Below are 22,931 nucleotides of genomic sequence, written 5' to 3'. Positions count from 1 at the left end.
AGTTCTTCCCACCCACCTTCTCGCGTGTGCGAGGTTTCTATCCCTGAGAGGGAACAATGATCATCAACCGTAAGAACGGTGTGCGTCTGGCGGCGGTCGGTGCCGCTGCTGCCGCGACCATGGGCTTCTTCTCCGTCGGTGCGGCGAACGCCGATACGTTCGTTCCGCTGCCCGGTGGTTCGATCACGCAGACGCTGGCTGACGGCACCGTGGTGACGGTGAACCTGACGGATGAGAGTGCGAACATCTCGCCGTCGATGGGTGCGACTCCGTTGCACCGCAACGTCTGGGTCAACGGCCGGGCCCAGGTGGACTTGGAGGGCGCCGGGGCGAAGGGTGCCACCATCACCCCCGGCTACGTTCTGGCATGCCAGATCGACTTCGGCGCTGGTACAGGCGGCGACATGAAGAGCTCGACCAAGGCTGACGGTACGGGAACGATTACCCCGAGCGTCAGTGGCAACGTGACCCTTGGCCCCGGCCAGGCCAAGAACGTCACCATTCTCGACCTCGAGAAGAAGGACGCCTACGGAGCCGAGTCGCACACCGGCGGCAACAAGTTCACGGGCAAGACCGGTTCGGTCACCTGGGCCGACTCGACCCTCGGCGTCAGCGGCTGCGCCGGGTACGCCCAGGCACGCAGCTACGTCAAGGTTGCTGTCAGCACCGACAACGTGAGCAGCAACGTCACCCTGTGGGGACAGCCCTTCAGCATCGGCTGATGCTCTCTCCATAAATAGGCAGAAATTACCCGGAATCGGGGCGTGGGAATATCCCGCGCCCCGATTTCTGGCGTTTGAAATTGACTATTACGCGCAAATAACGCGCCTTTATGGCGGGTAACGCTTACGTAAATGTGCCTTTCCGGATATTACGTTTCAGACTCGAATGCTCTAACTTTGGACCTCGCTAGGTGGTAGGGCTTTCTCCGAAGGTCGGAGCAACCACGCCTGATGAGGGGAACGAATGAGCGAGAACCGCAAGTCCGGCCTGCGCCGTGGCGCCCGTATTGCAGGCCTGGGTGCTGCTGCGGCTGTTGCACTCGGTTTGATGTCCACTGGTGCGGCGAGCGCGGATACTTTCATCCCGCTGCCTGATGGTTCGAAGGCCGGTCCGAATGCGACGTTGACGCGTACTGCGGAGAGCGCTCTGTCGTCGCCGTCGTTGGCTGCCAATGGCGCCGGTCGTGTGGCGTGGGTGTCGGGAACTGTGACTGCTGATGTCAAGGGCATCAAGGAGGTCACCGAGGTTCCGGAGGCGAACAGCACGACGAACAATGCGGGTACCTACAACGGTACGAATGCGTCGACGACGCATGGTGTTTCGCGTGTGACGACCGGGTACATCGTGGGTTGCCAGGTGGACATCACCGGTCTGTCGGCGAAGCCGTCGTTCAGCATGGACATGAGCACGACGGCCACTGGTCTGGGCCTGACGGTGCCGTTGAACTCGGGTGAGATCAAGTACGTGCCGGTTGCTTCGAAGGACATCAAGAAGGACGGCGTGTACGCGCTGCAGTACCAGGATGCGGAGTTGCAGGTGCAGAAGTGCGGTGGTTTCGCGCAGGCTCGGTCGTACTCGGTCGTGGAGATCGTGGGTAACGACTACTCGAAGACCGTTCTGTACGGTGCGCCGTTCAGCATCGGCTGATTTCGGTCTCTTTCGCAGTTCTTCCCACCCACCTTCTCGCGTGTGCGAGGTTTCTATCCCTGAGAGGGAACAATGATCATCAACCGTAAGAACGGTGTGCGTCTGGCGGCGGTCGGTGCCGCTGCTGCCGCGACCATGGGCTTCTTCTCCGTCGGTGCGGCGAACGCCGATACGTTCGTTCCGCTGCCCGGTGGTTCGATCACGCAGACGCTGGCTGACGGCACCGTGGTGACGGTGAACCTGACGGATGAGAGTGCGAACATCTCGCCGTCGATGGGTGCGACTCCGTTGCACCGCAACGTCTGGGTGTCCGGCAAGGCCGCCGTCCATCTGGAAGGCGCCGGAGCGACCGGCGCAGACATCCAGCCCGGCTACGTCGTGGCCTGCCAGGTCGACTTCGGTGCGGAGGCAGGCGGTGAAGCAGGCTCAACTCCGGTGATGAATGCTGACGGTACCGTCTCGGTTCCTGTCGACGGCGGCACGAGCGCCGGCATCACCCTCGGTCCAGGTGAGGCTGTCAGCGTCGACATCCTCGACCTCGAATCGGCCGACGCCTACGGCGGAGAGTCACACTCGGCATACAACAGCTTCGAGGGCACCGACGGTTCCATTACCTGGGCCGACTCGACCCTCGGCGTGAGCGGTTGCGCCGGCTACGCCCAAGCGCGGTCGTACGTGAACGTGTCTGTCGAGACGGACAACGTGAGCAGCACCGTCACCCTGTGGGGACAGCCCTTCAGCCTCGGCTGATAATTCGTTCCACCCATGGCTCCGGGCCCGTGCATGCAGCTGCTGCACGGGCCCGGAGTCGTCTGAAGCTATTCGCGGGTCTGCTCGAGGTTCGCGGCCTTGTCCGCGGTCATCGCGTGCGCTCCGTCGGGACTCGCTGTCGCGCCGTTGGTTTCGAGGCTCGATTCGAGGATGTCCCGGATCTGGATCAGTAGATCGGCCTCACTGGCCTTCTTGTCTGCGGGCTCGGTGATGAACCGCTTCTTCGCGGCATTGGCCGGGACGATGAGAATGAAGTACACGACTGCGGCGATGATCACGAAGTTGATCACGGCCGTGATGACGGCGCCGATGTTGATGAAGGTGGCCGGGTTGTCGGAGAGAATCTGGTAACCCCAGCCCAGATCGTTGGCGCCGCCCGCAACGGCGATCAACGGATTGATCACGTTATTGGTGAACGCTGTGACGATGGCGGTGAACGCGGCTCCGACTACGACCGCGACGGCGAGGTCGAGGACGTTCCCCCGGAGCAGGAAGTCCTTGAATCCCTTGAGCATGTCGACGTCTCCTCGAGTGGGTGGCATGTCATCCAGCACTGTTCGCAGAAAAGCCTAGATCAGCGCGGCTCCGCGTGACGGGTCACTGGAAGGTCACGGTGATCGCGCTCGTGAGGGATGCCGCGGCCACCGTCATGGCCTCGGATGCCGGAAGAGCCAGCATCACCACGCGTTCGCGCTGGTCGCGTCCGTTCTCGGACGGTGTCACCAACACCACGACGGCGCGGGACGCCAGCACGGTGGCGCCGGACCGCCGGTCCGGATTCGCTGGTGTGTCGGGATCGACCGTGAGTACATCGACGCGATCGCCCTCACGTAGAAGTTCCGTGACAGCGGGGTCGGCGAGCCGGACGGGGACGATCCGGGCGTCGTCCATGCCCGCTGCTGCCGCGGCCAGACGGGGTCCCAGTACCCGGACGTCGGTGAGGGCTTCTCCGGCGCGGGTCGGTCCGGCGAGGGTGCGCCCGGCGACGTCCGCCAATGCGGTGACGGCCCCGTCGGGGAGGGTCCCTGCCTCGAGTTCCACCAGTTCCACGTCGGCGTCCGTGAGAACGACGCCCGGTTGCAGATCCCGGGCGGCCACCACGACTGTGGAGCGGGCAGAGTCGGGGTCTCCGCGGGCGAGGAGCGCCAGTGCGAGGCAGACCAGCGCGGCGGCCAGGACGCGTCTGGCGACGAGGGTGCGGGCCCATCCGGGATGGGCGAGATCCGACAGCCGGTCGGCCCACGACGGGCTCAGGCTTCGGTGTGCTCGGTTCGACCGGCGGCGACCGGTCTGGACAGGATCGAACGACATGGTTCGACGCTAGGAGACCGGCCGGCCCGTGGGTACGCCGAAAGGGCCCGCCTGTGGATGGACGAGAAGTTGTGGATAACTCGCGGAGACGCGAGAACTAGCTGGCAGCAGCCTTGGCCGGTGCGGCGGTCGCGGTGCTCGACGAGCTGGACGAGGCCGTCGACGAACTTTCCGACTTCGCGGCGGGAGCAGAATCGGTCTTGGCCGGCTCGCTTGCTGCGCCGGACGTGCCGCGGCTGTCGGTGCGGTAGAAACCACTGCCCTTGAAGACGATGCCGACGGAGTTGAACAGTTTGCGAAGCTTGCCCGAGCACGCGGGGCAGACGGTCAGGGAGTCATCACTGAACGACTGGACGATGTCGAAACGGTTGTCGCATGCCGTGCACGCATATGAATAAGTGGGCACCGGGGTTCCTCCGCACTGTGTAGTCAAACCGCAGGTGTTAGCACTCTACAGTCGACAGTGCCAACAACGCTAATCAGAGAACTATTCCGGGCGGGAAACGTCCTCAGCGGTCGCCGAGCGGGACGAGGCCCGAGCCTGGGGTGAGCGCCCATCCCATACGTACGTCATGGGGGTCCTCGGGCAGCTCGGACACTAGTTCCTCGTCGCGGACCACCGTGATCAGCCGCGCGTCGGAGGCGGCGAGGCCGAGAGTCCGGTCGTAGAAGCCCGCGCCGCGGCCGAGTCGCACCCCCCGCCGGTCGACGGCCAGGGCGGGAACGAAAATGGTCCCGGCCGAACGGATCTCGTCGGGTTCCCACACCGGCCCGGTCGGCTCGCGGAGGCCGTAACTCGCGTCGGCGAGACCATCCGCGCCCGTGAACTCGGACCAGTGGAGCGGACCCGGATCGCGGGTGACGGGCACGAGGACGCGTCCGGCGACCCGTCGGAGGGCGTCGAGAAAGTCCAGCGACCCGGGCTCCAGCGCAGTGGGAACGTAGGCGCACACGGTTGATCCACCGGCGATTCCCTGTGTGGCGAGCGCGACAAGCGCCCGGTCCTCGGCGATGCGGAGTTCGGGGGTCAGCGCGCGCCGCCCGGAGAGCACCAGTTGCCGCCACTCGTCCTTCGTTCGTGCGTGCATGCCCCAACCTTAGAGCCGGCCGGTGAGCGTCCCCGACGGGTTCAGGGAGGTTACTGACAGGAACTTGGTGACTGTCGAGTAGGTCCGCACGGTTATGGTGTGGTCATGACAGACGCCGCACCGCACACCGCCAGCGCCTTTCGCACGGCTGTAGTGCCCGCAGCGGGAATGGGTACGCGATTCCTCCCCGCGACCAAGACCGTGCCGAAAGAGCTGCTCCCGGTCGTGGATACCCCGGGTATCGAACTGGTGGCCGGAGAGGCCGCGGATTCGGGCGCCGGCCGACTCGTGATCGTGACATCGCCGGGTAAGGACGGGGTGGTCGCCCACTTCGTCGAGGATCTCGTGCTCGAGAGCAAGCTCGAGGCCAGCGGCAAGTATCACCTGCTCGAGAAGGTGCGCAAGGCTCCCGGCCTGCTCGAGGTGGAATCCGTAGTCCAGGACGAGCCTCTCGGCCTGGGCCACGCGGTCGGCTGCGCGGAATCGGTCCTCGACGACGACGAGGACGCTATCGCCGTGCTCCTCCCGGACGACCTGGTGATGCCGCGCGGAGTGCTCGAGACGATGTCGCGGGTCCGCCGCAAGCGTGGTGGCACCGTCCTCTGCGCCATCGACGTACCCAAGGACCAGGTGAGCGCGTACGGCGTCTTCGAGGTCGAGACGGTTCCCGACGCCACCAACCCGGACGTCCTCAAGGTCATCGGCATGGTCGAGAAACCGGCCATCGAGGATGCGCCGTCCACGTTCGCCGCCGCAGGTCGCTACCTCCTCGACCGGGCGATCTTCGATGCGCTGCGGCGAATCGAACCCGGCGCCGGCGGCGAGCTCCAGCTCACCGACGCCATCGCCCTCCTCATCAAGGAAGGCCACCCCGTTCACGTCGTCGTGCACCGAGGCACGAGACACGATCTCGGAAATCCCGGCGGCTACCTCCGTGCTGCGGTTGACTTTGCGTTGGACATGGAGGAGTACGGCCCGTCGTTGCGCGAATGGCTGATCGACCGATTGAAGCGGACGGATTCCTAGAGAAGCTCGGGAGGCAAGAACTTGCGGTCGGTCGAGGAGCAACAGACGATCGTGACCGCGGCCGCGGTGGCGCCGCGGCCGGTCCGTGTGGCGATCTCCGAAGCCCAGGGGCTGCTGTGTGCCGAAGAGGTGGTCACCGAGCGTCCGCTTCCCGGTTTCGACCAGGCTGCGATCGACGGCTACGCCGTCCGTAGCGTCGACGTCCAGGCCGCCGGAACCGACATCCGGGACGACGACGGTGCGCCCGTCGAACTGTCGCTCCCCGTGGTCGGTGAGGTCACGGCAGGTTCGCGGCAGCCGATCCGGCTGCAACCGCGTCAGGCCGTCAAGGTCGACACGGGCGCTCCGCTCCCGACGCTCGCCGACGCCGTTCTTCCGCTCGACCGCACGGATGGCGGCCGGGCCCGCGTCAAGATCTACAAACCCGTCCGCTCCGGCGACTACGTGCGCCGGGCCGGCGACGACGTGCAGCCCGGAGACGTCGCGGTCCGGGCAGGCACCATCATCGGGGCCGCGCAGGTCGGGTTGCTGGCGGCGGTGGGTCGAGACAAGGTGCTCGTGCATCCGCGGCCGCGGCTGTCCGTCATCTCGGTCGGTGGCGAACTCGTCGACGTCGACCGGACCCCCGGTCCCGGCCAGGTCTACGACGTCAACTCCTACGCGCTGGCCGCCGCCGCCCGCGACGCCGGCGCCGACGTCAACCGGGTCGGTATCGCGAACGCCGATGCCCGTCGGCTGCGCGAGGTGGTGGAAGGTCAGCTGATCCGGTCCGAGATCGTCGTCATCGCGGGTGCGGTCGGCGGCGGCGCCTCCGAGGACGTGCGGGACGCACTCGCCGATCTCGGCAACCTCGAGGTCGACCGCGTCGCAATGCATCCGGGATCGGTCCAGGGTTTCGGCCAGCTGGGCCGGGACGAGGTCCCGACGTTCCTGCTCCCGTCCAATCCGGTGAGCGCCCTCGTGGTGTTCGAGGTGATGGTGCGCCCGTTGATCCGCATCGCGCTGGGGCGTAGGCAGCCGATGCGACGCGTCGTCACCGCCCGCACCGTCGCACCCATCACGTCCATCGAGCACCGCAAGGGTTTTCTCCGAGGTCAGCTCATGCGCGACGAGGCCACGGGGGAGTACCTCGTCCAAGCTCTCGGCGGGGCGCCGGGCGCGTCCTCACACCTGCTCGCCACGCTGGCCGAGGCCAATTGCCTTGTCCTCATCGACCCCGAGATCACCGAGGTCCGGACCGGTGATCAGGTGGACGTGGCTTTTCTGGCGCAGCGGGGCTGATGGCACCGCGACAGTGTGAGACGGGATGACACAGCATCCGGGTTGGCCGCCGCATCTCGGGCCCTTGCGGGTGAAGGGTGGCGTCGTCACCGTGCGCGCCATCAGGTTGCGTGACGCGTCGGCGTGGAGCCGTCTGCGCACCCGCGACCGCGCGCACCTCGAACCGTGGGAACCGACCGGGGAGGCGCCCTGGGAAGCGCGCCACCATATTTCGGGATGGCCCGGACTGTGCAGCAGTTTGCGTTCGGAGGCCCGGAAGGGTCGCATGCTGCCGATGGCCATCGAACTCGACGGCAATTTCTGCGGCCAGATCACGATCGGCAACGTGGTGCGGGGTGCACTGCGCTCCGCCTGGATCGGTTACTGGGTGGCCAGCGACGTCAACGGGCTCGGGGTGGCCACGGGCGCACTCGCGCTGGGGCTCGATCATGCCTTCGGGCCCGTGGGGTTGCATCGCGTGGAGGCCACCGTGCGTCCGGAGAACCTGGCGAGCCAGGCGGTGCTCCGCAACGTCGGCTTCCGCGAGGAGGGTCTCCTCAAGCGCTACCTGGACGTCGACGGGCAGTGGCGCGACCACATTCTGGTCGGCATGACCGTCGAGGACGTGCCCGGCACGGTGGCGGATTCGCTCGTGCGGAGTGGCAAAGCCACCTGGGCGTGACCGCCGTAGCGGACATGGACAAACGTCCAGCTACGCGGCAGTTATCTCACGGTATCAAAGCTTCCTGACCGGGGCTCCGCTTTCGGCGAGTCTTTGCCGGATCGTTCCCTCTGCCTTCTCGGGGCATGTCGAGCACCACATTTTCGCGTTACGCATGTGACACCTGAGTATGGTGAGATCGGCGCGTCTGCGAAGATGTGCGTGTTCATGCGGTTAGCCTGGGTGGGTCAACAGCGGTATCCATGCTGGTAGACGATTGGGAGGAGGTCGCCGTATGCCGAACTCGTTTCTCTGGATCGGGCTCGTCGTCGTGTGGCTCTTCGTCCTGGTTCCGATGCTGGTGAACAACCGCCCCCGGATTCGGCAAACCAGTGACGCAGCACTCGCGACGCGTGTGCTGCACCGCGGTGACGAACGTCCCGTGCAGCGTGGACCCGCGGCTGGACACCGCAGCGACCCGTACTGGCAACCGGAACCGGACCACTACGGCTACGACGCGGAGGACCTTGTGGACACTCACGCAGAGGAAGACGAGTTCGACGGCGAGCGGGCACCGGTGGGTGAGTACGTACCGGCGCGCCGGGGGCGTGGCGGCTTCGATCCCGAGGCCGACGCGATCGCGCGCGAGGCCCGGTACGCGTTCCGGCAGCGGTCGGTTCTCGGGCTGGTGTTCGCGACAATCATGTCGGCGGCGCTCGGGCTGATCATCTCGCCGCTGATGTGGTGGGTGTTCGCGGCCGGTGTGGTCGGTCTTTTCGGCTACTTGGCGTATCTGCGCCGGCAGGTTCAGATCGAGCAGGAGATCCGTCGTCGGCGGACCGCGCGTCTCAACCGTTCGCGGTTGGGTGTCGAGTCCCGCAGCGACGAGGAGCTCCGCCTCATTCCGGCCCGGTTGCGGCGTCCGGGCGCCGTGGTCCTCGAAGTGGACGACGAGGACCCCGAATTCGATCATCTCGAACACTTCGACGACGCCCCGATGCAGCAGGCCACGATGCGCCGAGCTGCCGGTGAGTAGCCGGGCGAATCGGGCCGAAAGCCACGTCGGTGTAGGCGATTCGCTCCCGCCGCGGGTGGCCTGCTAGAGTTTGCCGAGCGGATCGCAGGATCCGCGCGGGGCTGTGGCGCAGTTGGTAGCGCGCTTCGTTCGCATCGAAGAGGTCAGGGGTTCGATTCCCCTCAGCTCCACCACGGAAAAGGCACTCACTCCACCCGGAGGGAGTGCCTTTTCTGCATTCCGGCGCATTTTCTGTCTTCCGGCCCAGGTGAGCGCCATCGTCGGTGTGTGTCGAGCGAGGCCGCCGCGGGAATGCCCGACTCTATAATTTGCCAAAAGGTAACTGAATGCTGTGTACTGTCCGTAGGTCATCAAGGGGTCGATCGCACGGGGTGGAAATACATGCAGGCAATGGGCAAGATCTCGAAGTTCTTGGAGCCGGCGACGGTGGTCGCGACCATCACCGCGACGATGTTGCTGGTAAACGTCCTGTGAACTCCGGCCGACCACTCGAAATCGCGAGGGCCGCGTCGGAGACGCCGACCTTCCGCTGACCGATCAGCACCTCCAGGCGATACCGCCGAACCCGCAAGGGTTCTCGGAAGCTGCTCGAGTCCCACCTGGCTCGGGCACCGCTGGTGGTGCCGGTTCCCCGACACCGGCACCACCAGCACCTCCGCTCGGTTCGCTCGATACCATGACAGCGGCGACGTCGCCGTAGACGTGGTGTCGTGAATACGAGGGGGGGTGCACAGTGAGCGCGCGTCGTGTTGTTCGAAGGCTGACCATGGTTGGACTGGCGCTGGCCATCTTGTCCGGGCTCGGCTGGGTCACCGTCTCGGTGTTCCCGTCCGACGCCTCCGCCGACCCCCAGTACCATGACTGCGCCAATAGTCGATGCGACGACGGTTCCTCGGAGTCTTCCGGCGACGGCAAGCCCCGGCATCCTCATCCGCCGTGCGAGAGTCGCCGCGGCTGCGGTGGCGGAGAGTTCAGCGAGACACGGGAACCCAGCGAGACACGGGAGCCCAGCGAGACACGGGAGCCCAGCGAGACCGCGAACCCAAGTGATACGGCCGAGCCCAGCGAGACGGCCGAGCCGTCCGAGACCACGGAACCGTCCGCCACCGCCGAACCCACGGAGACGTCCACTCCTTCGACGTCACGGGTCGTGGTCGTTCCGCCCAGTCCGATCAAGTTGCCGCCCGTGGCCGAACCGGATATCGGGCGCCCGGACACGTCCGGGGACGACGGTTCGGGAAACGACGCGGGTCCCAATGCTGCCGCCCCGGGATCCGAGGGTCCTGCCGCACCTCCGGCGTCCGGGGGAGCGCCGGCCGGAGGTTCCGGGTCCGGTTCTGGAGCCGCCGCGGCGGCCCCGGGTGCGGGTGGTCCCGCGGATTCCGCACCCCAGGATCGCCTTGCCGGCGAGACCCCGAGCAGCGACGGAGGGTCGCCCGCTGCGGGGGCACCGGCCCCGGACTTCCTGGCCGCCGCGCCTCCGGGAATGGTTCCGGTGGTCCACAGTGAGCCGTTGCCTGCGATCACCGTTCTCGGTGGGGTCGGCGTGCTGTTGTGCTGCGCAGGCGGGGCGGGTGCGCTGACCTTCAAGGGTGCTCGCGCACAGCAGGCGCGCATCGCGGCCGCGCGGGCGGAATTCTTCCCGTCCGCTTCGAGTGGAGGGATGTAGTCGTGGGGGCGAACAGATCTCATCGTCGGGTCGCGGCGGCCGTGGACGCGGTGTGTGACGCGGCGGCCCGGGCCGAAGCGGTGACACTCCGGCACGTGGTGGACGCGGTGGCCCGCGAACGGCAGCGTCCCATCGAACTCGATTTCACGAAGCCGATGGCGCCCGGTGTGTGCGGTCAGAGGCGCGCGTACCCGGACCGGGACGTGATCGTGCTGGCGCCGGGCCTGCCGGACCTCGACCGCACGCTTGCGCATGAGCTGGGTCACATCGTGTTTCGGCACGAAGGAGCCGAGATCGTTGCCGCGACGCTCGAAGCCGGGGACGATCTGATCGCCTACATGCTCAGCCAGCGGTCGCGACGGCGGGGAGACGAGCAGCCGTCCGACGAGGTGGCCGAGTGGGAGGCCGAGACGTTCGCGTCGATGCTGCTCATCCGGTTGAACACGATGCAGGGGCGCGGAACTCCCGTGTCCGTGCTCCGCTACGACGAGGCGATCGGCTGATGGGCTGGCTGGTTGCGCTCATGGTCTGGACTGCCGCGGGTGCCCGGATCGGCCGGGTCGCCGCGCGTCAGCCGACGCCGCTGCGCGTGGCGATGGTGGTTGCGGTGTCCAGCGCGGCCCTGGCGTCCACGTTGGCCGTTCCGGACGTCGCCGGGCGCCTCGACACCGTGGCCCCGGATGTCGGGCTGTCGGAGATCATCCTCGAACTCGCGTGGACGTTGTTCGCCGCCGCGAGCGCGGTCGGCGCGATCTCCGTGTGGCCGATACTCCCGCGGCCTGCTCTGCGTGCCGTCGCCGTGGTCGTCTACACCGTGGCCGTCGTGCTCGGAATCGGGCTTGCCGGTGGATATCCCGTTCCTGCGCTGGTGTTCATCGTGATCGCGCTGACCGCGGTGGTCGTGACCGGAGTCCGGCACGTCGCGTGGACACCGCTCGGCCGCGGAATCTCACTGATCGTGGTCGGATCGGCGATCGTCCTGGCTGCGGCGGTCGTCGGACTGGTGCGTGAGGTGTCGGGCGAGACGTGGGCCGTCGGCTCCTCGCCGGCGTACACCGTCGCGGCCGTGATCGTCTCGGTCGGCACCGTCTGGGTGCTCGTCGAAACCTGGTTCCGCGCACGACAGGACCTGCGCCGCATGAACACACTGCATTCGGTGCTCGTTTCACGGTTCCCCGAAGTGGTCGAGGGCGACGGCAAGGGGAGCACGACCGTCCTCCGCGCCTCCGACGCTGTCGCACACGTCATGGATGCGCTGTACCTGCAGGCGGGCGCGGGCATGCTCGACACGGACGAACAGGACCTGCCGGAATCGACCGCCGAACGCGCCCGGATTCTCGCCCGCTGGATCGACGACCCGGTCGCCTCCGACGTCCTCGACACCGAGTGGATCGCGCCGCCCCAGGGCATGTCGCCGCGCCGATGGGTGCTCGATCTCGCGGACGCGTACGCCGACTTCCGGAAGTCGGCCCCGGTTCCCGTGAAGGCGGACACCGTCGGATCGTCTGCGGAATAGCCTTCAGCCGCCGGTCAGTCCGGTGAACCGGTGACGAGCCACCCGCAGGGCGAGGCGAGATCTTCGGCCTCCGGCGGTCCCATGGATCCCGCGGGGTACGGCTTGGCCGGGGGAGGGTCACGCAGCAGCGCGTCGGCGACGGTCCAGACGTGCGCCAAGCCGTCGGGGCGGGTGAACAGTGACCGGTCGCCGTGCAGGACGTCGAGGATGAGCCGCGAATACGGTGCGAGGGCGTGGGCGAGCGGTACCGTGTCGAGCGGCAGGCCCAGGTGGCCCACCGACAGTGTGTCGTCGGGTCCGGGTTCCTTGACGACCATGGAGATGTCGATCTCGCCGTCCCCGGACAGATCGAACGTCAGGACGGCGCCGTCCGGCGGAATGTCCGAGAGCGGTCCTCGAGGACTGCGGAAGACGAGGCTGACCCGTTGTCGGCTGACGCCCAGCATCTTTCCGGTCCGGAGGAGGAACGGCACCCCACGCCAGCGGTCCGTGTCGACCCACAACCGTGCGGCGACGAACGTCTCCGTCGTCGAATCGTCTGCGACACCGTCGACGTCGCGGTACCCCTCGTACTGGCCGAGCACCACGTCGGCCGTGTCGAGCGGACGGAACGCCCCGATCACGGTTTCCCGGGCGGATTGGAGATCGTCGGCGCCCAACGTCTCCGGCGGCTCCATCGCGATCTCGGCGGCGACCTGGAACAGGTGCGTCACCAGCATGTCCAGGACGGCACCGGTGGCATCGTAGAACCGGGCGCGGTCGTCGATGTCGAGTGTCTCGGGCACGTCGATCTGTACCTGCTCGACGTGTTCCCGGTTCCAGACGCCCTCGATCAGCCCGTTCGCGAAGCGCAGAATGTGCAGATTCTGGGTGCTCTCCTTGCCGAGGAAATGATCGATTCGATAGATCTGCTTCTCGTCGAGGACGTGGTGCACGGCTTCGTCGAGTTCGGTGAACGCCTCGTGCGACGTCCCGAACGGTTTCTCGTACACGACGCGTGCGCCACGGGCCAGGTCGTGAGCGCCGAGCGCGCGGGTGGTCTCGGCGAACGTGCTGGGTGGCAGGGCCAGGTAGTGAACCAACTGCGCGTCTGCCGCGTCGAGGTCGTCCCGCGCCTGCCGAACGGCTGCGGGGAGCGTTCCCGGGTTGTCCGGGGTGAAACCGCCGCCCGCGAATCTCAGCCGCCGGGCGAACGTCTCCCAGTCTGTGTCGTCGTGCGGCACTCCGAATTGGTTCACGACGTCGCGCACGTGGTCGCGGAACTGATCGTCGGAGACGTTGCCCCGGCCGGTGCCGATCAGCATCCACTCGGAGTTCAGGAGCCCTGACCGAGCGAGCTGGAAGAACGCGGGGAGGACCATGCGTTTGGACAGGTCCCCGGTGGCACCGAAGAGCACGAAGATCGTGGGACCGAGCTGCGGTCTGTCAACCATTGCTCCATCATGCGCCACGTGGGCACACCGGGCAGGGCATTCCGGCGGTGTCGTCGGGTGCGTTAGGTGACTTCTACCCGGACGTCGGGAGCGACCTGCGGCGAACTCGTTGCTGCCCAACGACTCCGGTGATCAGCGGGACGCGTCCGGTGGGACCTCCGGCAACCCCTCGCTGGCGCGGAGTTTCTCGGCCATCGTGGTGAGCAGGTTCTGCGACTCTTCGGAGAGGTCGAACGCGCGGCTGGAGAGCTTGCGAAGTCCGTATCCCTGGAGTTGAGAGAGAAGCTCGAGATCGTGATCGATCTTCGCGGCGTAGATGTCGTTGAAGAAGTAGTCGGGCTTCACCTTGAAGAAGCGGGCGAACGCCGCGACCGTCTCGTCGGAGGGGTTGGTTCGTTGTCCCGACCGGAGCTGGGAGATGTAGGGCTTCGAGATCTGGTGTCCGTCTGCGATGAGTGCCGCCGCGACCTCGGCGTTGGTATGCGGTTTACGTCCCGGAGGGTGGACCGTGTCGAAGAGCTTGTTCAACCGCGCAGCAAAATCTGCCATTGTGAGCCGCCGGGTCCTCTCTCGTGCGGGCGTCAGTCGTGTGAACGACACCGTACCACGATGATAACCGATTGATAACTCACGGACATAGAGGCAAAACGTCGTCCGCCGACTCCGTGCTTATCTCATATATGTTTCAACGATCGCCTGTTCGTCGCTCGCGGATCGCCGACATCCCGGGAGCCCTCTGTGCTCGTCACGCACGCACTACCGTTGAAAGTTCAAGAGAGGCGCGGAGGTGGGGTGACTGGAGCCCGCCGGGCCGGTTGTGGTTGCCGGGCCAATTGTGTGGTTGCTCTTTCAATCACTGAGAGTTAGCTGGCAACGTCGCAGGGGTGTGCGCTGTGAGGCTGCCCGGTTAATATCCCCAGTTCAGGGCCACTGTGTTGCGTTGCGCATCGCAACGTGGAGAGGTCGCTCGCGGCCCGCGGGGCCTCGTGAACACTACTGTGAAGTTGTGGCATCCGCGCGGGCGCCGGGCCGCGCGCCCCCGATCCGCGTCACGGCCGCCGCGTGCTCTTCGCGGGTTCGCGCCGCCTGGTTGGACGAGTGTCCAGCTCAGCCGGGGTTTTGCCGCTCCGGTGCGCCCCCGAGTCTGGCCAAATCTGAAGCCGTCGGGGATGATTGTGATATGGAACACAGAATGAGTGACGCCGAGCTTCGGAAGGCGATTCGAGTTCTGCGCGAGCGCGCCGACGACGCCCGGCACCGAGGAAACGACGACGACGCCAACGGAATCGAGAGGACGATTCGTACCTATCAGGAAGAAATGACCCAGCGGTTGTGAACCGTCACGAACCGGCCCGGAGAGGGCCGGTTCGCGTTTTCCTCGGGAAAGGCACCGCTGCGGTTGCGTGCGCGCAATCAGATTGCGTGCGTAGACTTCCAGCCGACACGGATCGGTGACGACGGGGGCGCGCACGGCTATGGCGATCAAGACGCTGGACGGCAAGAAGTGCCTGATCACGGGTGCAGGTAGCGGGATCGGGCAGGCGACCGCCCTGGCGGCCGCGGCGGAGGGCGCCGAACTCTTCCTCACCGACATCAACGAGGTCGGCCTGGCGCAGACGGTCGAACAAGTCGGCAGCCGCGGGGGCACCGTCAGTTTCTCGCGTGCCCTCGACGTGTCCGACTACGACGCCGTCGCCGCATTCGCCGCCGATGTCCACGATCAGTTCGGCAGCCTCGACGTCGTCATGAACGTCGCCGGTATCTCCGCGTGGGGGACCGTCGAGAATCTCGAACACCGCCACTGGAAGTCCATGGTGGACGTCAACCTGATGGGTCCGATCCACATCATCGAGAGCTTCCTGCCCCCGATGGTGCGGGCGGGACGCGGCGGTCACCTGGTCAACGTCTCTTCTGCCGCCGGCTTGCTGGCGCTGCCGTGGCATGCCGCCTACAGCGCAAGCAAATTCGGGCTCCGCGGAGTGTCCGAGGTTCTGCGGTTCGATCTCAAACGGCACGGCATCGGTGTGAGCCTCGTTGTTCCCGGCGCGGTCAAGACGCCGCTGGTGGGCACGGTCGAGATCGCCGGGGTCGATCGCGACGACCCGCGCATCCAGAAGGCGATCCATCGCTTCGAAAAGCGGGCCGTCACGCCCGAGAAGGTCGCGTCCTGCATCATCGCCGGCATCAAGAAGGACCGGTACCTGGTGTACACGTCGCCGGACATCCGGTTCGGCTACTGGTGGGCGCGCAAGTTCTCGCCGCCGTACGACTTCGTGATGCAGCGGGCGAACGACCAGTTCAGCAAGTTCCTGTAGGAGCTAGAACTCTCCGCCTGGGACCGGGGCGGTCGGGGCCAGTACCGTCCCGTCGGTGAATCGGACGCCGTCGGTGCACCGGCACTCGACCTGTCCGCCACCGAACTGCTCGGCGTGCAGTCGCGCGTACAACCCTTGTCGTGCAAGGAGTTCGGTGTGCGTGCCGCGCTCGATGAGCGTTCCCTCGTCGATCACGAAGATCACGTCGGCGTGCTGAATGGTCGACAGCCGGTGGGCGATCGCAAGGGTGGTGCGTCCGCGCATCACCTCACCGAGAGCGCGCTGGACGAGGCGCTCGGAGACCGTGTCGAGCGCGGACGTCGCCTCGTCGAGGATCAGTACGCGGGGGTTCTTCAGCAGCACCCGCGCGATGGCCAATCGCTGCTTCTCGCCACCGGACAGGCGAAATCCTCTTTCGCCCACCAGGGTGTCGTATCCGTCGTCGAATCCGAGGATGCGGTCGTGAATGTTGGCGGCCGCGGCGGCGGCCTCCAATTCGGCATCGGTCGCGTCCGGTTTGGCATATCGAAGGTTGTCGGCGATCGAGGCGTGGAACAGATACGGGTCCTGGGTGACCATTCCGACCGCCTCGGAGAGCGAGCTCATGGTCAGGTCGCGCACGTCGTAGCCGTCGACCCGGACGGCGCCACTGTCGACCTCGTACAGGCGCGGCACGAGGTAGCAGAGCGTGGTCTTGCCTGCGCCGGACGGACCGACGAAGGCGGCGAGCTGACCCGGCTCGATCTCCAGGGACGTGCCCGCGACCGCCCAGCGCCGGCTGCGACGTTCCGCCGGTTCGGTTTCGGGCGCCGCCGCGGCCGGGAACCGCGGCGCGACGGTCGCGACGCCGCGCATGCCGCCCCCGCCCCCGCCGCCGCGACCCAGACTGCGCAGCGCCACCGGGTCGGGATCTGCGGTGGCCAGCCGGACGGGGGCGGGATACGCGAAGTACACGTCGTCCAACTCCACCCGCCCGGGGGAGTCCACAGGCAACTCGACGGCGTCCGGGCGGTTCACGATCGAGGGTTGCAGGTCGAGGTACTCGAAGATGCGGCGGAACAACGCCATCGACGTCTGGACGTCGAGGGTCACCCGCATCAGTGAGACCAACGGTTGCAGCAACCTGGCCTGCAGGGTCGAGAACGCGACGAGTGTGCCCGCCGAGAGCGCCGCGGAACCGCCGCTGACGAGATACCCCGCCAGCAGGTAGACGAGTGCGGGAGTGATCGCCATGAACGAGCTGACGACGGCGAAGAAGCCCTGACCCGTCATGGCCTGCCGCACCTGCAGTTCGGTCTGCCGCGCGTTCTCGGTCCGATACCGGTCGAGTTCGGTGTCGGCCTGGTTGAACACCTTCGTCAGCAGAACACCCGAGACGCTCAGCGCCTCCTCGGTGATTGCGGTCATGTCCGACAACGACTCCTGCGTCTTGCGCGCCAGAACCCGTCGCCGGGCGCCGACCCGCCGCTGCAGGTAGACGAAGCCGGGGAGCAGTGCGACCGCGAGAAGCGTCAGCTGCCACGACAGCAGCAGCATTGCGATGAGGGACGCGATCACGGTGACGACGTTCGACAGGATGCTCGACGCCGTGGACGTGAGGACGGACCGCACCCCGCCGACGTCGTTGGCCAGACGCGATTGGATCGAGCCGGTCTTGGTCGACGTGAAGAACGCCAGTTCCATCTTCTCGAGGTGGGCGAACAGACGCTCCCGCAGATCCGCCATCGACAGGTTGCCGACCTTGGTGGTGAGGTAGCTCTGGCCTACGCCGATCAGCGAACCCGTGAGCGTCACCGCGATCATGGCGACGACGAGCCACAGCAGCAGTGTCAGATGGACACCGCTGCCGTCGGTGGGAAACAGTGCGCGGTCGAACACCGCCTTCGTGAGGAATGGATTCACGATGCCGAGCAGTGAGGACACGATGATGGCGGCCGCGACGAGCACCAGCCACCCGCGGTAGGGATGCAGGAGCGCCCAGATGCGGGGGAGCAGTGAAGGCTCGGCGGGTGCCTCCGAAGCCTGCTGTGTGGATGTGGGACCGGTCGCGGGCATCTCCCCATCGTGCCCATCCGCCGCGGTCCTGGCGAGCCGATTCGACGCGGCCCCTCCTGCTCCGGTCCGGTGGTTACGGTAGGTGCCCGTGCTCGGGGATGCCGAGTTCGTCTCGCACCGCGGCGAGGAAGTCTTCCTGGGCGCTCATCCCGGCCTGGAAGTGGTCGGCGAACTGTTGTTGGCGGGTGGACAGGGTGTCCGCCGACACGACGTCATCCGTCGCGAAGTCGGTGCTCAGCCAGCCGATCGTCTCGGATCCGGCGAAATACTCGACCACCATTCGCCGTGCCGATTCCACGACCGGTTCGGATCCGATCAACTCCACCGCCGTGAATTTCGAGCCGAGGACGATGTTCTGTTGCGGTAGCGGACGGAGGACTTCGGCGATCATGGTCATGAGATCGGCTCCGTCGAAATGGTCGAAGGCCACTGAGACGGAACCCGAGGTGATACGCACCTCGTTGGCGGCTGTCAGAAGTTCCGAGTAGATCTGCTGCCGCTGCGTTCGCAGGAACTCGTTCGAGGATTGGTTCACCGTCGCCTCCACCTGATTCGACGTGTTCAGCAAGGTGAACACGCCTCCGCACACGGAGCCGATCAGGGTGCCGACGACGGCCATCGAGGCCACGAGCATGCTGAGCCGAAACTCGTTGCGCCGCCCGTCCATTCGATCGACGGGTTTCACGCCCTCACGCTCGTTCATCGTCCTGCTCCTTCGGCCCACCACCGGTTTCCCCCGACTTTCCCGTACGGCCGGCGTCTCGTCGCGCGTAGTCGACTACTCAGATTGTGACACCCCGCCGAGGAGGAGGGTGTCGTCGCTGTCGGGCACGTCCGTCGACGGCGGTTCCTGCCGGGCAGCCACCTCTTCCCGCCTGCGGCGCGAGTTCGCGCAGCAGGACCTCGATTTCGGCGTCGGTTCTCACAGATCGGTGTCGGGTGCGCCCATCACCTGACGGACCTCGATCGGATGCTGGATCGGCACCCCGTCCGGACCCGGTGCCGCCGACGTCTGCGCGGCGATCTCCAGCGCCCGCTCCTCGGATTCGACGTCGACCATGCGGTACCCGGCGAGCAGTTCCTTCGATTCGGGGAACGGTCCGTCGGTCACCACCGGAGCGCCCTTGCCGTCGAACGTGACACGTTTCGCGAGGTCCGGTCCGGCGAGCCCCTGAGCGTCGACGAGTTCACCCCTGGCGACGAGCTCCGCGTTGAGATCCTGCTGGAACCGGATGTGCGCCCGCACGTCCTCCGGCTTCCACTCGGTCACCGGCACGTCGCACCCCGCGCCGCCCTCGTAGTGCTGCAGCAACATGAACTTCGGCATCTCTGTCTCCTCACCCGGTGTGGCGCCCATTCTGGCGCTTTCGGGAACAGGACGAAGCACATCCGAGGTTCTCGACATCCTTCGGGAACCTTTCGAGGAAATCTGTCTCAGCGGTGCCCGGCGTGCAGGCAGTCCTCGAACAGGGTGCGCACCTCGTCGACGTGCCGGTCGAGATCCGCCAGGTCCCAGCCGACGGTCGGCACGGGTGCGAGGACGTCGACGTCGACCGTGCCGGGGTGCGCGACCAGCGAGTTCCGCCACATCCGTTCGCCCGCGTTGTGGATGACGATCGGCACGATCGGCACGCCCGCCTGCATCGCCAGGTGGAATCCGCCCTTCTTGAACCTGCCGAGGCGCGGAGTCGGCGAGCGGGTGCCCTCGGGGGCGATCGCGATGGAGATGCCGGACTGCAGTTTCTCCACCGCCGGGCGGAGGGCCGCCCTCGCCTTCGTGCTGTCCGCCCTGTCGATGTACGCGACGTCGAGCAGAGCCCCCACGGGAATGAACCGGGGATCCCGCGCGGCCTCCTTCTTCGCGACGCCGGTGACATCGCGCCGGATGACGCTGCCGATCACCAGCATGTCGAGCGAACTCTGGTGATTGAACATGAAGACCGCGGGCCTGGCCGACCACGCGTTCTCCTTGCCCTTGATGCGCACGTTGATCCCACAGATAGCGAGCGCGAGATCCGGGCCGAAGCTGCCGACCAGGTTGGCGCCCGTCTGCCGGTTCTGGGTGAGCAGGCCGGCGGAGACACCGAACGCGGCCGCCCCCATCAGAGCGCCGATCGCGGTGGTGGTGCGGGCGATGGACATCGGGTCGGCGCCGCTCTCCGGAGGTCGCAGATTCACCGACGGCCACCCGTTCTGCCGCGCGGTCGCCGCCAGCTTGCGGTCGGGATTCAGTGCCACGGGATGTCCCACCGACTTCAGCATCGGAACATCTTCTGCGCCGTTGGAGTACGCGAAGCTGTCACCCAGATCCGCTCCGTGCTGGTCGGCGTACTCGCGCAGTGCCTCGGCCTTGGCGGGACCCCACAGCGGCGGCGATTCGAGCTTCCCGGTGAGCATTCCGTCCAGAACCGCGGGCCGGGTACACAGCACGTCCTCGGCGTCGATGTCGAGGTCCGCGGCCACCGACAGTGCCTGATAGGGGGTGGCGGAGGTGGCCATCACCACCCGGTGACCGGCGTGCCGGTGCGCGGCGAGCAGTCCGCGGACCTCCGAGAAGATCATCCTCGCGATCTCCTGGCGGAACAGCCGCTGCCCCCACTCCTGCATCTCGTCCTCCATGCGCCCGGCCAGGCTCTGCACACCGATGCGCATCAGGTTGCCGACATCGGCACCCCGGAAGCGGGTCTCCACCGCGGCGCCCGTGGTGCGCAGAAGCTCGGCCACGCTGATGTCGAAGCGACGCAGGCGATCCCGATAGACGACGCTCGCGGAGTACCCGCTGATCAAGGTGCCGTCCAGATCGAACGCGGCGAGGGTGCCCGGGCCGGGAACGGCGGCCGCGATGTCGTCGTGGAGACTGCGGAGATCGCTCATCTACTCACCTACCACCCATCTGGTCGAGATTCTCGTGCGCGATGGCCCGGATGCGCAGCACCCGATCGATCAGGGTCTGGAGTTCGGCCTCGAACTCGACCCGCCGGGCCGCCATGTTCTCGGCATTCGGTTCGACCAGGCCCCGGTTTCGTGCCAGCTTGAGCGCGGTCGTGAAGAGCTCGGCCGAAATCGACTCGCTGCTCCCGATCTGCTGCCGGAGGCGGCGCTGCTCCGCGAGCGCGAGGCACGACGTCATGAAGGCCTTCTCGTCGAACTTCCGGTCCACCGGAGTCCGGAGCAACTGGCCCGCGACCACGGCGTACGCCTCCAGGAACGGCTGCAGAACCCGATGTGCCAGATGAATACGCATCCCGGACAACAGGTTCGCCGCATGCTGCGGGTCACCCAGATTCGACTCCCACGCCGGGTCGATGAGATCCAGTTCGGCCCGCAGTTCCTTCCGGAAGCTGTCCTTCTCGCTGAAGAAGAATTCGAACTTGAGGAGATCGCGAATGCGCAGTGCCGCATCCCATCCGTCGTTCAGCGGATCGGTGAGCTGCTGATCGGCGGCCGCTCGCAGCACCATCTCCGCGATCGCCCGCATCACCAGGAAGTGAATCGTGTTGTTGCGGTAAAACGCTGCCACGAGATGCTGATCTCGGCCGAGGTAGAACACCCGCTCGCTGCCCTGATCGAAACTCCGCAGCACCCCGGAATCGAGGTGGGTCCGCACCGCCTTGCGGATCACCTGCGGATCGGTCAGGTCCACATCGCCCGCGGTCGGCAACGAGCGCGCGGTGATGTAGTCGACGAGCGGCCCGAGGATCCCGCCGACCTCGGCGACGGTGAGCGCGCGGTCCTCGATGCCGAGAAACGCGAGCATCACGAGCGACGACGCGGTGACGGGTGTGACCTCGTTGATGCGGTGACAGACCTCGAACGCCGTCTTCTGCACCGCCAGCCGCAGGTCGTCCTCCTGGCCGAGGTAGTCCGCCAGCGACATCGGCCTGCCGACGTTGACGTGCGCGACACCGTGCCGTTGACCCTGCGCCCGAACGTATCCGAAGAGCCAGCGCAGGCTCTCCTTGCTCTTCGCCTGGCCGTGCGCCTCCGCCGCCATCGCCCCGACCTCGTACAGCTGGTCGTAGGTCAATGACACAGGCACCAGGTACACGTCCGACATCCCGCTGTCGCGGAAGGCCTTCGCGAGGTAGTTGAGCAGACCGAACCGCGGCGGCCGCAACTTCCCGGTGCGGCTGCGCCCGCCCTCGATGTACCACTCGAGGTTGAACCGCTTGGTGAGCAGGTAACGCATGTACTCTCGCAGCGTCCACTTGTAGATCTCGTCGCCGTCGAACTTCCGGCGAATGAACACGGTGCCGCTGCGCTTGCCGATCGGTCCGATCGGCCAGAAATTGATGTTCAGACCGCCCATCACATGGTTGAGCGGAAGGTCGTTCGCGAGCAGCGCCGGGCGCAACACCAGCGGGTCGAGGTACGAGCGGTGGCTGGGCAGGAACACCAGGGAATGTTCCTTGTTCAGCTCCCGCAGCTCGTCGAGCCGGGTGGTGTCGACGTCGAGCCGGTAGGCGCGGGAGAAGTACCGGCCCAACTGGTCCCACAGCGCGATGGCGCGCCTGCTCTGCGCGGCGACCATCTCGTCCAGTGCCCCACGGGCCCGGCGGTCCACCTCGGCGACGGGAAGGTTCAACTTCGCGGACAGCTCCCGGGTGCCGACGTGGTACCGGCTGGCGTCGGTGATCTCGTCCACGACGAACCTCGACACCTTGTACTGCGTGCCCAGCAGGGTGCGCTCGGCCCGCTCGAGGGTCAGCGCGGCCTGGCGGCGGATGAAATCCGGAAGCGACCCACCGCCGTTCTCGGCGAGCCGCCGTTCGAGGTCGCTGAGCGGAGCCGGATCGCCTTCCAGAACTTGGCACCGGGCCGGGTCGTCGCGCATCACCCGGCGCTGCATGTTCTGGCCAGGGTGCAGCGGATCACGCAGCGACAACGTCTCCCGGAGTCGTTGCGCGCCGTCCGGATGGGTCTCCTTCGGCAGCCAGACCACCCGGAGCGGCGTGAGCAGCGGATCGTCCTTCCGGCGCACGAGATCGGCGAGGGCCTGGTCGGTGACGCGGACCGTCGGTGGCGGCTGACCGGAGTCGTCCGCCTGTCGCTCCAGCCACGTGCGGAGAACGTCGTCCTCCATGTCGCTCATCGTCTCGATGAGGTAGACCCGCGGCCGTGTCCTCTGCTCGTCCATCAC

General features: G+C 66.7%; 23 protein-coding genes and 1 tRNA gene. 13 read left to right on the top strand and 11 right to left on the bottom strand.

Annotated features, from left to right (window positions below; translation table 11 throughout):
- Positions 1–56: 56 nt before the first annotated feature.
- The 3 genes from GO592_RS21620 to GO592_RS21610 all read left to right on the top strand — a co-directional run bounded on the left by GO592_RS21620 (position 57) and on the right by GO592_RS21610 (position 2,400).
- Complete coding sequence (locus GO592_RS21620) at positions 57–722, top strand: MspA family porin (RefSeq protein ID WP_202714959.1); 666 nt, start codon at positions 57–59, stop codon at positions 720–722.
- A 244-nt stretch (positions 723–966) separates the two neighbouring features.
- On the top strand, positions 967–1,650 hold the full coding sequence (locus GO592_RS21615; protein WP_202714958.1) for an MspA family porin: 684 nt from the start codon (positions 967–969) through the stop codon (positions 1,648–1,650).
- Between the two features lie 72 nt (positions 1,651–1,722).
- Positions 1,723–2,400 carry an MspA family porin gene (locus GO592_RS21610; RefSeq protein WP_202714957.1) on the top strand — a complete coding sequence of 226 codons (678 nt, stop codon included), beginning with the start codon at positions 1,723–1,725 and terminating at the stop codon, positions 2,398–2,400.
- A gap of 68 nt (positions 2,401–2,468) precedes the next feature.
- Here GO592_RS21610 and mscL read toward each other — a convergent pair whose 3' ends face one another.
- From mscL to GO592_RS21590, 4 genes are all read right to left on the bottom strand, one after another.
- Complete coding sequence (mscL, locus tag GO592_RS21605) at positions 2,469–2,936, bottom strand: large conductance mechanosensitive channel protein MscL (protein ID WP_009478887.1); 468 nt, start codon at positions 2,934–2,936, stop codon at positions 2,469–2,471.
- Positions 2,937–3,018: 82 nt separating this feature from the next.
- Positions 3,019–3,732 carry an SAF domain-containing protein gene (locus GO592_RS21600; protein WP_202714956.1) on the bottom strand — a complete coding sequence of 238 codons (714 nt, stop codon included), beginning with the start codon at positions 3,730–3,732 and terminating at the stop codon, positions 3,019–3,021.
- 97 nt (positions 3,733–3,829) lie between these two features.
- Positions 3,830–4,138, bottom strand: a complete 309-nt coding sequence (locus GO592_RS21595; protein ID WP_005238679.1) for an FmdB family zinc ribbon protein — start codon at positions 4,136–4,138, stop codon at positions 3,830–3,832.
- Between the two features lie 103 nt (positions 4,139–4,241).
- Positions 4,242–4,820 (bottom strand): 5-formyltetrahydrofolate cyclo-ligase, encoded by a 579-nt coding sequence (locus GO592_RS21590; protein ID WP_172650219.1) that lies wholly within the window; start codon positions 4,818–4,820, stop codon positions 4,242–4,244.
- A 105-nt stretch (positions 4,821–4,925) separates the two neighbouring features.
- On the opposite strand from GO592_RS21590, the gene GO592_RS21585 reads away from it, so the two are divergent.
- The 8 genes from GO592_RS21585 (at position 4,926) to GO592_RS21550 (ending at position 11,988) form a co-directional block, all read left to right on the top strand.
- Entirely contained in the window at positions 4,926–5,846 is a 921-nt protein-coding gene (locus tag GO592_RS21585) for a UTP--glucose-1-phosphate uridylyltransferase (protein ID WP_005255376.1), read from the top strand.
- Positions 5,847–5,867: 21 nt separating this feature from the next.
- Positions 5,868–7,127 carry a molybdotransferase-like divisome protein Glp gene (gene glp, locus GO592_RS21580; RefSeq protein ID WP_005238688.1) on the top strand — a complete coding sequence of 420 codons (1,260 nt, stop codon included), beginning with the start codon at positions 5,868–5,870 and terminating at the stop codon, positions 7,125–7,127.
- Between the two features lie 25 nt (positions 7,128–7,152).
- The gene (locus tag GO592_RS21575; RefSeq protein WP_005238689.1) at positions 7,153–7,788 is read left to right on the top strand and encodes a GNAT family N-acetyltransferase; all 636 of its coding nucleotides are present in this window, start codon (positions 7,153–7,155) and stop codon (positions 7,786–7,788) included.
- 274 nt (positions 7,789–8,062) lie between these two features.
- The gene (gene sepX / locus GO592_RS21570; RefSeq protein WP_005255377.1) at positions 8,063–8,803 is read left to right on the top strand and encodes a divisome protein SepX/GlpR; all 741 of its coding nucleotides are present in this window, start codon (positions 8,063–8,065) and stop codon (positions 8,801–8,803) included.
- Between the two features lie 97 nt (positions 8,804–8,900).
- Positions 8,901–8,976: transfer RNA gene (locus tag GO592_RS21565), tRNA-Ala, on the top strand.
- Between the two features lie 593 nt (positions 8,977–9,569).
- Complete coding sequence (locus GO592_RS21560; protein WP_202714955.1) at positions 9,570–10,472, top strand: cell surface protein; 903 nt, start codon at positions 9,570–9,572, stop codon at positions 10,470–10,472.
- Between the two features lie 2 nt (positions 10,473–10,474).
- The gene (locus GO592_RS21555) at positions 10,475–10,975 is read left to right on the top strand and encodes an ImmA/IrrE family metallo-endopeptidase (protein ID WP_172650221.1); all 501 of its coding nucleotides are present in this window, start codon (positions 10,475–10,477) and stop codon (positions 10,973–10,975) included.
- Positions 10,975–11,988 carry a hypothetical protein gene (locus GO592_RS21550; RefSeq protein ID WP_172650222.1) on the top strand — a complete coding sequence of 338 codons (1,014 nt, stop codon included), beginning with the start codon at positions 10,975–10,977 and terminating at the stop codon, positions 11,986–11,988. Before GO592_RS21555 ends, GO592_RS21550 begins: the two co-directional genes overlap by 1 nt.
- Before the next feature lie 14 nt (positions 11,989–12,002).
- Here the strand turns inward: GO592_RS21550 and GO592_RS21545 are convergent, their stop codons facing one another.
- Positions 12,003–13,421 carry a glucose-6-phosphate dehydrogenase gene (locus tag GO592_RS21545; protein WP_133986355.1) on the bottom strand — a complete coding sequence of 473 codons (1,419 nt, stop codon included), beginning with the start codon at positions 13,419–13,421 and terminating at the stop codon, positions 12,003–12,005.
- A 132-nt stretch (positions 13,422–13,553) separates the two neighbouring features.
- Positions 13,554–13,970, bottom strand: a complete 417-nt coding sequence (locus GO592_RS21540; RefSeq protein ID WP_005238699.1) for a helix-turn-helix domain-containing protein — start codon at positions 13,968–13,970, stop codon at positions 13,554–13,556.
- A gap of 643 nt (positions 13,971–14,613) precedes the next feature.
- On the opposite strand from GO592_RS21540, the gene GO592_RS21535 reads away from it, so the two are divergent.
- Together GO592_RS21535 and GO592_RS21530 are read left to right on the top strand one after the other, a co-directional pair.
- The gene (locus GO592_RS21535) at positions 14,614–14,757 is read left to right on the top strand and encodes a hypothetical protein (RefSeq protein ID WP_005561362.1); all 144 of its coding nucleotides are present in this window, start codon (positions 14,614–14,616) and stop codon (positions 14,755–14,757) included.
- A 139-nt stretch (positions 14,758–14,896) separates the two neighbouring features.
- Positions 14,897–15,736 (top strand): SDR family oxidoreductase, encoded by an 840-nt coding sequence (locus tag GO592_RS21530; protein ID WP_005255390.1) that lies wholly within the window; start codon positions 14,897–14,899, stop codon positions 15,734–15,736.
- A gap of 3 nt (positions 15,737–15,739) precedes the next feature.
- On the opposite strand, the gene GO592_RS21525 is transcribed toward GO592_RS21530, so the two are convergent.
- From GO592_RS21525 to GO592_RS21505, 5 genes are all read right to left on the bottom strand, one after another.
- Positions 15,740–17,791, bottom strand: coding sequence for an ABC transporter ATP-binding protein (locus GO592_RS21525; RefSeq protein ID WP_202714954.1), 2,052 nt, complete (start codon positions 17,789–17,791; stop codon positions 15,740–15,742).
- A gap of 73 nt (positions 17,792–17,864) precedes the next feature.
- Positions 17,865–18,494 carry a hypothetical protein gene (locus tag GO592_RS21520; RefSeq protein ID WP_172650224.1) on the bottom strand — a complete coding sequence of 210 codons (630 nt, stop codon included), beginning with the start codon at positions 18,492–18,494 and terminating at the stop codon, positions 17,865–17,867.
- 219 nt (positions 18,495–18,713) lie between these two features.
- Positions 18,714–19,118 carry a YciI family protein gene (locus GO592_RS21515; RefSeq protein ID WP_202714953.1) on the bottom strand — a complete coding sequence of 135 codons (405 nt, stop codon included), beginning with the start codon at positions 19,116–19,118 and terminating at the stop codon, positions 18,714–18,716.
- Between the two features lie 107 nt (positions 19,119–19,225).
- Complete coding sequence (locus tag GO592_RS21510; RefSeq protein ID WP_054248090.1) at positions 19,226–20,665, bottom strand: HAD-IB family hydrolase; 1,440 nt, start codon at positions 20,663–20,665, stop codon at positions 19,226–19,228.
- Positions 20,666–20,669: 4 nt separating this feature from the next.
- Positions 20,670–22,928, bottom strand: a complete 2,259-nt coding sequence (locus tag GO592_RS21505; protein ID WP_172650226.1) for a glycerol-3-phosphate 1-O-acyltransferase — start codon at positions 22,926–22,928, stop codon at positions 20,670–20,672.
- Between the last annotated feature and the right edge of the window lie 3 nt (positions 22,929–22,931).

Origin of the sequence: Rhodococcus sp. 21391 (assembly GCF_016772255.1) — a bacterium.
Taxonomy (GTDB): domain Bacteria; phylum Actinomycetota; class Actinomycetes; order Mycobacteriales; family Mycobacteriaceae; genus Rhodococcus_F; species Rhodococcus_F opacus.
This window is presented reverse-complemented; position numbering and strand designations above follow the sequence as displayed.